Annotated in this window: 12 protein-coding genes and 1 riboswitch; of the genes, 2 read left to right on the top strand and 10 right to left on the bottom strand. The window is 38.3% G+C overall.

Features of this window, described 5'->3' with window-relative positions:
• Positions 1-77 precede the first annotated feature (77 nt).
• On the top strand, positions 78-827 hold the full coding sequence (locus DP73_RS20465) for a 3'-5' exonuclease (protein WP_034602186.1): 750 nt from the start codon (positions 78-80) through the stop codon (positions 825-827).
• Between the two features lie 52 nt (positions 828-879).
• Here the strand turns inward: DP73_RS20465 and DP73_RS20460 are convergent, their stop codons facing one another.
• Positions 880-1,503 carry a class I SAM-dependent methyltransferase gene (locus DP73_RS20460; protein ID WP_034602184.1) on the bottom strand — a complete coding sequence of 208 codons (624 nt, stop codon included), beginning with the start codon at positions 1,501-1,503 and terminating at the stop codon, positions 880-882.
• Positions 1,504-1,697: 194 nt separating this feature from the next.
• Between DP73_RS20460 and DP73_RS20455 the strand changes: the two genes are divergently transcribed.
• Positions 1,698-2,081: a hypothetical protein gene (locus DP73_RS20455; protein WP_034602182.1), complete on the top strand. Its 384-nt coding sequence runs from the start codon at positions 1,698-1,700 to the stop codon at positions 2,079-2,081.
• A gap of 69 nt (positions 2,082-2,150) precedes the next feature.
• On the opposite strand, the gene DP73_RS20450 is transcribed toward DP73_RS20455, so the two are convergent.
• The 9 genes from DP73_RS20450 to DP73_RS23750 form a co-directional block, all read right to left on the bottom strand.
• Positions 2,151-3,164, bottom strand: a complete 1,014-nt coding sequence (locus DP73_RS20450; protein WP_034602181.1) for an AI-2E family transporter — start codon at positions 3,162-3,164, stop codon at positions 2,151-2,153.
• A 1,330-nt stretch (positions 3,165-4,494) separates the two neighbouring features.
• A complete protein-coding gene (locus tag DP73_RS20445; RefSeq protein ID WP_034602179.1) occupies positions 4,495-5,229 on the bottom strand; it encodes a glucose 1-dehydrogenase in 735 nt (244 codons plus the stop codon).
• Between the two features lie 152 nt (positions 5,230-5,381).
• Complete coding sequence (locus tag DP73_RS20440) at positions 5,382-5,555, bottom strand: aspartyl-phosphate phosphatase Spo0E family protein (protein ID WP_034602176.1); 174 nt, start codon at positions 5,553-5,555, stop codon at positions 5,382-5,384.
• 245 nt (positions 5,556-5,800) lie between these two features.
• Positions 5,801-6,427, bottom strand: a complete 627-nt coding sequence (thiE, locus tag DP73_RS20435; RefSeq protein WP_034602175.1) for a thiamine phosphate synthase — start codon at positions 6,425-6,427, stop codon at positions 5,801-5,803.
• Complete coding sequence (gene thiM, locus DP73_RS20430) at positions 6,420-7,232, bottom strand: hydroxyethylthiazole kinase (RefSeq protein WP_034602174.1); 813 nt, start codon at positions 7,230-7,232, stop codon at positions 6,420-6,422. Before thiM ends, thiE begins: the two co-directional genes overlap by 8 nt.
• On the bottom strand, positions 7,211-8,428 hold the full coding sequence (gene cytX / locus DP73_RS20425; RefSeq protein WP_034602173.1) for a putative hydroxymethylpyrimidine transporter CytX: 1,218 nt from the start codon (positions 8,426-8,428) through the stop codon (positions 7,211-7,213). The genes thiM and cytX overlap by 22 nt, the downstream gene beginning before the upstream one ends.
• The gene (gene thiD / locus DP73_RS20420; protein ID WP_034602170.1) at positions 8,425-9,228 is read right to left on the bottom strand and encodes a bifunctional hydroxymethylpyrimidine kinase/phosphomethylpyrimidine kinase; all 804 of its coding nucleotides are present in this window, start codon (positions 9,226-9,228) and stop codon (positions 8,425-8,427) included. The genes cytX and thiD overlap by 4 nt, the downstream gene beginning before the upstream one ends.
• An 81-nt stretch (positions 9,229-9,309) precedes the next feature.
• Positions 9,310-9,421: riboswitch (TPP riboswitch) on the bottom strand.
• A 59-nt stretch (positions 9,422-9,480) separates the two neighbouring features.
• Complete coding sequence (locus DP73_RS20415) at positions 9,481-12,126, bottom strand: HD domain-containing phosphohydrolase (protein ID WP_034602206.1); 2,646 nt, start codon at positions 12,124-12,126, stop codon at positions 9,481-9,483.
• Positions 12,127-12,323: 197 nt separating this feature from the next.
• A partial coding sequence (locus DP73_RS23750; protein WP_034602167.1) for a hypothetical protein occupies positions 12,324-12,563 on the bottom strand: 240 nt, incomplete at its 5' end.

Below are 12,563 nucleotides of genomic sequence, written 5' to 3'. Positions count from 1 at the left end.
CCTTTATTTAGGTGCGGATAGCATCCTTATATCCAGCCAAAAATAAAGAAATCAGGTGAATTACGAGGAGTTATAATATGTATTTCATTATATTTGATTTAGAATTTAATCAAGACGTCGCTTCTTTACAGAACTTTGATGGAAAAGGATCTCCCTATCCCTTTGAAATCATTCAGATTGGCGCCATCAAATTAGACCTGGAATTTAACACTGTCGGCACTTTTAACCGTTACGTCAAGCCAACCTTCTACACCAGAATTAATCCATTTGTCACAGATTTAACCGGTATTACCACTGAGCAGCTTTTACCTGAAGAACCCTTCCCTGAGATTTATAAGGCGTATTCAGCGTTTATCAAGGAGAGGGATTCAATATTCTGTACTTGGGGCATGTCTGATATAACAGAACTATTCAGAAATGTCGAAGCCCATGAATTAAGTCACGGGTTTTTACCCAAAAGGGTTATAAACATACAACCCTATGTCTCTACGCACTTTAATCTCTCTCAAAAAACCTTGTTACGTCTTCAACATGCTGTAGAGTTGCTCCATATTCCAATAACAAATGCATTTCACAATGCCCTACATGATGCTTTCTATACAGCAGAAATATTCAAAAAAGTATACAGTTCCTCAATTCAAGCAAAGCCCTATGACCCATCCCACAGGACAATTAGAGCAAAACGCCCAACAATGGTGATAGACACGGATAAACTTCTTCAGCAATTTGAAAAAATGTATGCTCGAAAAATAACCCAAGAAGAAGAAGAGATGATTAAACTTGCCTATAAAATGGGGAGAACTAATCAATTCTTGAAAGACGAGTAAAGTGGTCCTTTGCGCAGGGACAAGTACATGTACCACGGATTATTGAAGGTAATTACTTTTCTGCAAAGATAAACACATCTGTAGTGATAGACCCATCGCTCTCCGGGTAGTTTTGCTTTTTGAGCTCAATAATGGACAAATGATTATCTTCTAGTATTTTCTTGACCCTATTTGCGGAATGATAAAAAAAGTAAATTTCTTCCTTAGAAAAACTGGTATTCTCAAAACCATCCTTTTTCCCTTCCATAAAGCTTAAATATAGTTTACCTTCCCTCATTAAATAGTTTGAAACCTTTTCCAGAAGGGAAATTACTTCTGTGTGATTTAAATGAACTATACAAAATGATAAGAATATCGCATCAAATGATTCGGCATTAAAACTAATGTCTCGTATATCTTCACAACTAAAATTTCCTGCCGGCGCATTCTTTCTAGCTAATTTTATCATTTCCTCGGAAAGATCAATTCCTTTAAGAGTAAAATTTTTACCGGCTAACATCAACTGTCTCGCTACATTACCTGGTCCACACCCTAGATCCAAGACTTTTGTTACTGGCTTAAGTAAATTAATAAACTCACTAATCATATTTTGGTAAGGTGGATAGTCGATAAATTTGTCATTAAAGGCAAGACTGTTTTTGTCATAGGCAGTTATGGTTTTACTGATTCTTTCCATGTCTCAATCACCTTTCATTCATACAAAATATCTATCTATGCTTGTTAGTTAAGACGTCCACTCTCCACGCATGGCTTATGTTAATAAGCTTTCAAATGCACATTTCAAGAAGTGATCATATAATATAAGAATTCGCAAAGGAACTTAGTTCAGTTATATTTCAAATTATTTTATATTAGAAAGGATGTTTTAGAATGTACAAAGGAAAATTTTCAGAAGTACTTAATGATGCATTAGAAAATGAACTTGAAATTGAAAAGGTTATCATCGTGTACACTAATGGGGAGACTCTTGAAATTGACAGCGAAGCCGAAGAAAGAGAAGTAATAATCCCCCAACTCTCCGAAAATGCTGCTCTTAGCGATGGTGACGTTAATGATGATGTAAGGCTATTTGAATTCGATGAAATGGCTGAATTGGATAAACCAGATGAATTCCAAGAACTAGATGAATTGCCTGAAACAAAGGAAGTTAAGAGTGTAATTGATAAGGATAACATACCTACTGTAGTCCTTGAAGGTGATTGGACTCACATAAACTATCTTCCATTCAGCCGGAAAATTAATATTATAAATTAAGTACATTAATAAGAAGATGCCTCATGCTGCTGAGACATCTTCTTATTAAAATTCAGACACTGTTTATAATTAGCCATTATCTGATTCTTCTACGTCAAGTATATCAAGCATAAATAAAAATAGCGGAATTCCAAACAATAGCCCCCATACACCCATAAAATGCTCAGCGAGCAATAAAACTACGAAGGTGAAAAATACTGGGAGCTTGGTTTTTATGGACATTAATTTTGGATTTAAAAAATAGGCTTCAATGGCATGCAATAATACTATCATACCAATAACATAAAGTATTTTTAAAAATCCACCCAGTTTAAAAGCGATAATTGATAAGGGAATAAGTGAGATTATTACACCAGCCACAGGGATTAAACCTAAGATAAAAATCATAAATCCTAATCCGATAACCTGATGAAACCCTAACAAACTCAAAAAGATCGCCGATAAAATCGAATTTATAAAGGAAATCAAAATTTGTGTTTCCATTACTTTTGCAAAGGAGTTCACAAAATTTTGGCCTAATTTTTTATAATAAATGTAAACGAAGCTTGCTTTACTGGATTCGAACTTATTTAAAAACCTAATAGTTTTATCTTTTTCAAGTATCAGAAACAGGCTCAAAATTAAGGCAATAAAAATATTCAAACTAAAATTCCAGATATTTGTTACTGAATGAATTAAAAATGTTCCTCCTTCGACCACATAGGACTGGATGCTTGTGCTAATAGCTTCTCGCAACTGTGGATTGATCGCATCCTCATAATTATTGATATCAAAATTACTTAGCTGAACTCCTATGAACATTAACTGCTTCGTTAGAATGGGTATATATCTATATATTCCAAAGATAATTGATGACGCAACAATAGCAAAGACTATGACTGTTACCCAAGTTCTGTTTATAGGGATTAGTTTAACAATCTTGGAAAAGATGTAGTTCTGAATCCCGTATAAAATAAAAGAAAACATGAAGGTCAGAAGAAGTAAGTTCATCATAGGTCGAACGCCTATGATGATTGCAAATAAAAGAAGTAAGGACAACCCCTTTTTAAAAAAATTACTTTCCAAAAAATTTTGAAATTTCATTATGAGTTTTTTGCCTCCTGAGAACTCTTAATTTTTTGCTTTATGTTCTATTATACTACATAATACCACGTTACCCCCAGGGTATAAAGGGGTTGTCCATTCCTAATTATTTCCACGCATCTTAAACTATAAACAAAAATAAAAGGCCACTCATTGAGTGGCCAATTTAAAATAATCCCGCAAAGTTCCTCACAACTAATGGATACACGGCTCAAGATTAATATTCAACTAAACTTTACCAAAACCTAATAACAGTTGGTTTAATCAAAACTCTTTACAAACATATTTCTGAAGACTCAACATTTCAAGGATAGAAACTGCCTACTAAAAAGTAAACCACCTAAACATTTCTTGGTAACGTATGGGAAACTAATCTGGACAAATCCTCCACTATCTGTTGACTTTAATCTACTTACTGCGGTCAATCTTATAATTCACAATTGATAAGGTAAGTCTTAAATCACCTGAATTCTATACAGTTTCCGTTTCCAAGTCTCTTAACTGATTACCGAAAATCTAACTCTTATTGGATCACTAATAATTTAACGTTAACTATTAACCACTAACTAATAAACGACTAACTACTAAACGACCTAACTAACTAAACGACCTAACTAATAAACGACCTAACTAACTAAACGACCTAACTACTAAACGACCTAACTAACTAAACGACCTAACTACTAAACGACCTAACTAACTAAACGACCTAACTAACTAAACGACCTAACTACTAAACGACCTAACTAACTAAACGACCTAACTAACTAAACGATCTAACTAACTAAACGACCTAACTAACTAACTAACTAACTAACTAACTAACTAACAAAACGACCTAACTAACTAAACGACCTAACTAACTAAACGACCTAACTAACAAAACGACCTAACTAACTGACTGAATGTTTCTTTATTGATCGATTGACTGACTGATCGATAGGAGGAACTTTGCGGGAAAGCTTTCTTTATTGAGAAACAGGAAAACATTGAGAAACAGGAAAACCACCCTGTCTAGGTGGTTTCAATTCTCGAAATTCAGCATTCTTAGACTGATTGCAATGCCAACTTTCGATGAATCGAAAACTTTTGCCTAGCACGCGACCAACAACTTTTTGGAACTGAATTACTGTTATTGTGTTCTTATGACTTTATTATACCCATAATTAATGTATTGTCAAGAGTAAAACAAAAAGAAAAATACATCATTAAAACGGTTGTATTCTAGGGCGATAATGTCTACGAACACTATCGCACCTACACTATATCCTTATGCTTTCAGGACTTGAGATCTCTGCCACTTTAAAGTCGAGTCAGCTTGCAGGCTTATTTAGATGAAATTTCCTCCGTCAACTACAATTGTTTGTCCGGTCACAAAACCTGCCTGAGCGATTAATGCATACACTACCTCTGCAATATCCTCCGGTTCGGCAACTCTACCCAGGGGGGTTCCCGCAGCAAGACGAGTAATGTGCTCATCCTTACCTTCAACCCAACGAGTTTGGACAATTCCCGGAGCTACAGCATTAACTCTTACCTCAGGTGCTAAAACTCGGGCCAGGGATTTTGTAACACTGGTAGCTGCGGCTTTAGAAGCGGAATAGGCGATGGAACTGCCTAACCCGGTCAGACCGGCTATTGAAGTTATATTAATAATACACCCTTTACTTTTCTTTAGCTCATCGGCTGCAGCCCTGCAACAAAAAAACATTCCCTTAACATTAACTCCGAAAATATCATCCCAATACTCGTCCTTCATTCCTTCTAGGTCAGAGTGTTCAACAAAATGAGTCATCCCGGCATTATTAACCAGAATATCCAGTGTTCCTAATTCAGTCACTACTTTATCAACCATTGCCCGAACTTCTTCATCCTTAGATACGTCAGCCTTATAGTACAAACTGCGAACCCCAAGCTGCTCTATCTCTTGACACGTCTTTATGGCATCTTCTTCCGAACGGGAATAATTAATAGCAATATTAACTCCCGCCTTAGCTAATAACAAGGCAATGGCCCTGCCAATCCCAGTTCCGCCTCCGGTAATCAAAGCTGTTTTATTTTTCATTTATCTATTCCTCCCTAATAAGCTTTTATGTATAGTCTTGATGCCATCTAGTATAACTCACAGTCCTATATCAGACAATAACCATTGCCTTAACTGGGTTTACGTCAATCACCAGTCAGTCACCCTATAAAATGCCTTGGATACAGTTCTAGCTACTTAGTTTTGTTCTTAAGCATCAATTCCTGATATTCGTCCAAGACCTTATCTAATGCCTGACTTACCGCAATTACTTCAGGGTCAGTGTATGATCTCCCCTCTGTAACCTTGATCAAATCTAATCGCAATTTTTCGATTTGCTTTATAAGCTCATTAATCGTATGAGACACATTTTTCCTCCGTTTTGTTGATAATTGACCACCAATTTAACATTATATACTAAAAATCAACCAGTATTAAGAGCAAAATTGTCTGTTCGGAAAACTTAACAATTCAGTCTTAACCGGATTTCCATAAATTAATTCTGTAAATTATCAAACAAAACTTGCTCATTTCGTAGAAGGGCAGCGTCATGAGTGTCCACTCTGTGAACCAAAACTACCCCCATTTTTAATAAATGGGGGTAGTTGTAGCTCTATATAAATTCTCTGAACTTTTTCGCAGCTTGTAAGATATCCTCTTGAGCTAAAATTGCCGAGACAACTGAAACTCCATCGATACCGGTTCCAATAACTTGCTTTAAGTTACCTAAATTAATTCCACCGATAGCCACAATAGGTATTGAAACCGACTTCTTAATCTCACTTAATTGCTCAAGACTTACTTCCGGGGCATCGGTTTTAGTAGCTGTGCTAAAAACTGCCCCTACTCCTAAATAGTCCGCACCCTGTTGTTGGGCAAGAAGAGCTTCTTCAAGAGTACTTGCCGAGACCCCAATGATTTTGTCCTTTCCAAACAATTCCCTCGCCTTAATCATTGGCAAATCATCTTGACCGATATGCAGTCCTTCGGCATCAACCGCTAAAGCAATATCCAAACGGTCATTGATAATCAGAGGAATTCCGTAGTGTGAAGTTATTTCCTTTACTCGCTGAGCTAACTCTAGAAATTTCTTGCTGGAAACAGATTTTTCTCTTAACTGAACTAAAGTAACTCCGCCTTGGATAGCTTTCTCCACACTGGCAGCCAGATCTCTTGATCCAAGTATTTTTCGGTCTGTTACTAAATAAAGACTGTAGTCAATCTTGGCTTTTTTACTCATACCTAATCTTACCTTCTCTAGCCAATAATTCAGGAGTTAAGTTGTAAATACTGTCAAATAGCTTTGTTCTGAAGGTTCCTATCCCTTCACCATGACGTAAGGAAGCTTGAGCAATCTCTCCTGCTAAACCCATGCTTGTTATTCCTGCCACAGCAGCACTGAAATAATCTTTGGTCACCCCGCAATAAGTACCCACCAAAGAAGTGGTCATACATCCTGTGCCTGTGACATCTGCTAAAATTTGATGACCATTGTCCAGCAGACAAACTTGCTTTCCGTCAGAAACAACATCCGTTTTGCCGGTTATAGCAATAATAGAACCTAATTCAGAAGCCAGTGTTTTAGCGACAACTGAGCCGTCTTGTTCATCGGCAAGGGAATCCACTCCCTTAATTGCCACTTCTAAACCAGCTAAGACTTTAATTTCAGACATATTCCCTCGAATTACCTCGGGTTTAAGGGCTTGAATTAACCTGGCGGCAGTATTTGTTCTAAGTTTTGTTGCCCCAACTCCCACAGGATCGAGAATAACAGGAACCCCTAACTCTTTAGCTTTTAATCCTGCACTAAGCATGCTTTCAATTGTCCGGGAATTCAATGTGCCGATATTAATAACTAAAGCAGAGGCAAAACCAACCATTTCTTCTACTTCTTCGATATCATCCGCCATCACCGGGGAACCTCCGATGGCCAACACAATATTGGCACAATCGTTAACGGTTACATAGTTCGTAATATGGTGGATTAAGGGACTTTTTTCTTTGACAAGACTTAGATTTGTGCTCAATTTCTCACGAATTTGCATTTTGCAGTCAACCTCCAGGTAATAATATGAACTAGACTAATTATGATCATAACCGGTACCGTAGCCCCGAAAAAGAAATCGAACTTAATAAACTGGTAATAAAGCATTGTACCCAGGGCACATAGAGCTAAGTTACCCCAATTAACTAATAGGTCTGATTGAATCCGCTTATTTTTAAGTAGGAAGTAATCCGTCAACAAGATTGAAAATAAGGGGGCGAATACTGAGCCTATTGCATAAAGGAAATGTTCATATTGTTCGATATTAATAACTATTGCCAGTGCTGTACCAATGGCAGTCATGACTAGGGCAAGGGTTTTCTCATTTAGCTTAGGAAAGATATTAAGGCAGGAAACCCCTGCGGAATAGGCATCCAGGAAGGTTGTGGTTACTGTTGCCAGGACGATAATTCCCAGGGCTACTATGCCCAGATTAGCAGCCAGCAACATAGCAGCCGGATCAGAGTCATTGGCTACAATAGCAGCACCCAGACCAATAATGTACATCCAGCTGCTCCCTATAAAGTAGCCGAGCCAGCTCCCCACTGCACCATCCCGCTTAGTTCTTGCAAATCGAGTATAGTCAGCAATTAGGGGCAACCAAGATAAAGGCATGATTACAGCTAGCTCCATAGCTGAGCCAAAGGACATTTCTCCAACGCCCTGATTGGTAAACAGCTCATGATTGCGAAAAATGATGACACTTAGGACTAAGGTTAAAATAAATAGTAAGATTACTGCAAAGTGGTTGGCCTTCTTCCAGCCGCTATCTTTACCCAGCCAGAGCCAAAGCATTATTAATCCGCCGATAATCAGGCTCCAAACTGTCAGATGATCAAATCCCCAAAGTGTATTGGTGATCTGATTTACTGACCTGGCCCCTACAACGATCATGACTGCCGTCCAACCCAGTAACTGTAATACGTTCAGAATAGAGAAGATATAGGAACCATACTCTCCAAAGGAGATACGGGTAGATGCTAAGGCAGGTATTCTCTCTTCGGTTCCGATGATACCTCCCAACACCAAAATAGTTGTTCCTACAAGGTGCCCAAGCAAAATTGCAATAAGTCCCATTTTAAACCCCAAAGGGGCCAGCATACCTCCGGTTATAATTTCTGCGACGGATATGGAAGCACCGAACCAGAGTGTGGTAAAGTTTAGCATACTTAAATTATTTTTGGCTGTTGAACTCACTCAATTAATCCCGCCTTTTTGTACAGTGTATAAAAGTGATGGGTAGGCCCTACACCCTTTCCAATGGACAATGAATTTTGAATAGCTATGGTTATATACTCCTTAGCTAAGGATATTGCCTTATTTAAGCTATAGCCTAAAGAAAGGTTTGCCGTAATTGCCGATGAAAGTGTACATCCTGTACCATGAGTGTTCTTGGTTGCAATCCTAGCTGTGGAAAAGTAACTGAATTCTCCACCGTCATAAAGTACATCAATAGGATCTTCTTCTAAGTGTCCCCCTTTGAGCAAGACATTTTTCGCCCCCATCTGATGTATCTCTTTAGCGGCCTCTTCCATTTGCTTTAGATTATGAATAGACTTATTAGTCATAACCTCTGCCTCAGGAATATTCGGTGTAACCACCAACGCCAATGGCAATAGCTCCTTAATTAGGGTTGCTTCCGCCACTGGATTCAACAAATGGTAGCCGCTTTTTGAGACCATAACCGGGTCTAAGACAATAACCTGAGGGGCATAATTTCTCAACTCTTCTGCAATTACCTCGATTGTCTCGACTTGCGAAACCATACCGATTTTCACTCCGTCAACCTCAATATCGTCAAAAATTGCCTCGATTTGTTTCGCTATTACCTCTCTCGAAATATCTTGTACAGCAAAGACCCCTTGGGTATTCTGAGCAGTGACCGCGGTTATTACGCTCATGCCAAAAACCCCATGGGCAGAGAATGTCTTAAGATCCGCCTGAATCCCCGCTCCTCCACTGCTGTCTGAGCCAGCTATAGTCAGTACTTTTTTCATACCGCACCTCCTGTTAATTATTCTCCACGATTAAAAAGAGCACAAATCTCCAGAATAAGATTTGTGCTCCTTCATTAATCATAAAAGAGTAAACTGCTTACCTACGCTGGCATTATCCAGATCAGGTTAAAAGGGTCTTAGACTTTTGGGTCTAAATCTCAGCCGGCCAATTCCAGCACCCCTGCCCATAGTATTTATTTGTTATAAAACTAACACGGAAAAGATATAAAGTCAATGGACATAAATTCTATTTTAGTTAATATAGCGTACTTGGCGCAATGATGCCCCAGACCTGATCATTCTATTAAAAATAGGCACTAAGATTGGATCAAACTGAATTCCTTGATTCTTAGTTAATTCATTTAAGGCTTGTTCTTGACTCATACCTTTCCGATAGGGACGATTGCTTGTCATAGCATCATAAGCATCAGCTATTGCTAAAATGCGACACTCCAGCGGAATTTCCTCTTCTTTGAGTCCTAGAGGATACCCCTTACCATTCCACCACTCATGATGTCTCAAAATGAAGTCCGATATTGGCAATAAATCTGGAGCTGATTGGGCAATTCGATGGCCGATTTCACTATGTCGCTGCATCTCTTTGAACTCATCTTCTGTCAGCCGTCCTGCTTTAAAGAGAATGCGATCCGGTATACCTACTTTACCGATATCATGGAATTGGGCCAAGAGTCGTAAGTCCGAGAGAGTTCGATCCGACAAGGTAATAGCTTCACCAAGCATTATCACTAAATCTTGTAGACGGTCCGCGTGTCCTTCGGTAATAAAATCTCTAGCCTCTAGGGCTTTCATCATGGCTTGGACAATTGCACTGCGAGTACTTTTACTGCGATGAAGTTTTTCTCGATACATGCCGTCATCAGCTTCTTTAAACACCTCATCAAGGTTGACATTAGATGTTCCACTTACTGCAAAACCCATCGAGAGGCTGAGGGGAAACTCCTTGTTTTCCAGGTTATACTTTTCAACGCCCTTACGAATTCTATAGCAGGCTTTTTCTACCACGGTTATATCGCTCCTGGGCAGAATGACAGCAAACTCATCCCCGCCGATCCTAAAGATTAGATCTTCTTCTCGAAAACACTTTTTAATGATGGTTCCGGTTAACCAAAGTAATTTATCCCCTGTGCTGTGACCAAGTGTGTCATTAACGAGTTTTAAGCCATCCACATCACAGACTATTATTCCGACAGGAGAATTGCTGTCGTTTCCTTGTAAGAAACGCATTTTCTCTTCAAAATACGTTCGATTATAGAGGTCAGTTATAGCATCATGAAAGCTAATATGCTCTAACTTTTCTTGAAATTGCTTTCTCTCCGTAATATCTTCCCCAATACTGGCAATTCCCGATACATTACCATCTGCATCAAACAAAAGGGTATGATTCCAGTGAACAAAACGGTTATTTCCGGCTTTAGTCCGGATCGGGTAGATATTATGTACAACAATGTCCTTACTGACTAGTACCCCTTTTAACCATTCCTTTGCTTTTCGCCTAAATTCATGGGGAATGAAAACATCAAAGAAATCATGCCCAACAACCTCGTCTTTCTCGTAGCCGGTTAATCCCAGTATAAAGTCATTGCAGAAGATAATCTTCCCGTTCATATCAACAATCCCGGTAATGAGTTTAACATTCTCCAGCATTGAGCGTAAACGACGTTCAGATTCTCGAAGCATTATTTCTTTAGACTGGAGTTTTTCGTAATTATACCTTAGTTCTTCTTCAACTGCTTCAAGCTCTTCATAACTACTCTCCAGATCCTTCTGAACTGTCATCTTGTTATGGATTTCTTCCTTTAGGCTTATTTCTGAATTTGCCAGCTTGCGAAAGTTATCTTGCAGTTCCACGGCCATCCGGCGAAAATTAGTAGCAAGGGATTCTACTTCGATGACTGGGCTATCTACCAAATAATTATTCTCTAGCCCATAAATATTATCGTTAAGTTCTGAAGTAAAACGAGCTAACTTAGTAAGAGGACGAACAAGCCAACGTCTCATTAAGAAAGCTAAAACCAGACCTAAACATACTGTTACCACTACAAAATAGACAGGTAAATAATATAACTGATTCAAGACATAGCTAGCCGGAACCGTAACTCCTAAGGACCAGTTGACGCCAAGTATGGGAGCATAAGCCAGGTATTTATCACCATCTTCAAAGGTATTCCTGGTAATTCCATTTTCTCCTTGAATCATTTTATCGATGGTATCTTTATAATCTAAAGAAGACCGATTATACATTCGTCCATTGTAAGTCATAATGAAATCCTCATTAGGATGGGTAATCATTAATCCATCTTTTTGGACAATAAATGCCTTACTTACCTCTCCATCCTTCGCTGAAATAAGCTCAGTCAATTCAGATAAGTTAATACAACCACCAATCAAACCAACAACCTTACTGCCATTCTTAATAGGAGCAGCCACAACAATAATGTGTCTGCCATTTCCCTTAGAATATAAGGGATCAGATATGATTGAATCCCCTGTATCCCTTACTTTATTAAAATAGTCACGATCTATTATGCTTCCTTGGAGGCCAGTATTTTGTAAGTATTTTCCTTCGCTATCGGCGTAGAAGAGTTCTTCATAGCCTTGATTGCGTTGGATTTCTTCATTTAAATAGGATAAGATCAAATCCTTGTCTCCACTCTTCATAAGGGGGATATTAGCCATGATCTCCATTTTAGATTCATGGGCCTTTAACCACAGACTTACTTTAGAACTTAAAGAATGAGTAAGGGATGTAGTATGGACTTCCAAATTATTCATTAAGACAGCTCTTGTCTTATAAATGGCTAAAAAGGATAATCCGCCCAAGCCGAAAGTCAAAGCCATGATCATCAAAACTGTTACAGGTATCTTAAATTTCTTCATTCTTCCTCCCATGAAGATCCTCATCTTCACCTTAAAAGCCAATATTGTCCTTAAATTATATAGAATTCTCTTTAGATTCTAAAATCCCTTTAAAACTAAGTCACTTGACGATAATATTTTACGATAATTATCTTCAATTCTGAATTTCGACAAAAGTAAGCATTTTTCGTACTTAAATAGAAAAATAGTATTAAATATTAAAAGAAACATTTGTTTGTCTTGGGAATGTGATAAAGTAATATCAAGTGATTCTTAGCTTCAGATGGAGTTTGTCTAAGAGGAATACTTACTCCATCTGAAGCTATGAAGAACTTATCCAGGGACGTAGCAGCCGTTATCTCATCCTCACCGCTAAAGTTGTTCTGTGTAGTTTGCGGTTCGGCGAAAGCAACCTGCGCCGTTATGCTTTTCTTTGGAGTAGGCGGCTTGGGCGAAAC

It is taken from the genome of Desulfosporosinus sp. HMP52, assembly GCF_000765145.1.
Lineage (GTDB): Bacteria > Bacillota > Desulfitobacteriia > Desulfitobacteriales > Desulfitobacteriaceae > Desulfosporosinus.
Note: the sequence above shows the minus strand (reverse complement) of the source record. Positions and strands in the feature narration are given on the sequence as shown.

What these genes read in the sequence shown, in the direction of transcription:
- thiD (WP_034602170.1), bottom strand. Translation starts at nt 9,228, where the DNA reads ATGAAAAAAGTACTGACTATAGCTGGCTCAGACAGCAGTGGAGGAGCG.
- DP73_RS20460 (WP_034602184.1), bottom strand. Translation starts at nt 1,503, where the DNA reads ATGGAAAGAATCAGTAAAACCATAACTGCCTATGACAAAAACAGTCTT.
- thiE (WP_034602175.1), bottom strand. Translation starts at nt 6,427, where the DNA reads ATGAGTAAAAAAGCCAAGATTGACTACAGTCTTTATTTAGTAACAGAC.
- DP73_RS20455 (WP_034602182.1), top strand. Translation starts at nt 1,698, where the DNA reads ATGTACAAAGGAAAATTTTCAGAAGTACTTAATGATGCATTAGAAAAT.
- DP73_RS20445 (WP_034602179.1), bottom strand. Translation starts at nt 5,229, where the DNA reads ATGAAAAATAAAACAGCTTTGATTACCGGAGGCGGAACTGGGATTGGC.
- DP73_RS20415 (WP_034602206.1), bottom strand. Translation starts at nt 12,126, where the DNA reads ATGAAGAAATTTAAGATACCTGTAACAGTTTTGATGATCATGGCTTTG.
- DP73_RS20465 (WP_034602186.1), top strand. Translation starts at nt 78, where the DNA reads ATGTATTTCATTATATTTGATTTAGAATTTAATCAAGACGTCGCTTCT.
- DP73_RS20450 (WP_034602181.1), bottom strand. Translation starts at nt 3,164, where the DNA reads ATGAAATTTCAAAATTTTTTGGAAAGTAATTTTTTTAAAAAGGGGTTG.
- thiM (WP_034602174.1), bottom strand. Translation starts at nt 7,232, where the DNA reads ATGCAAATTCGTGAGAAATTGAGCACAAATCTAAGTCTTGTCAAAGAA.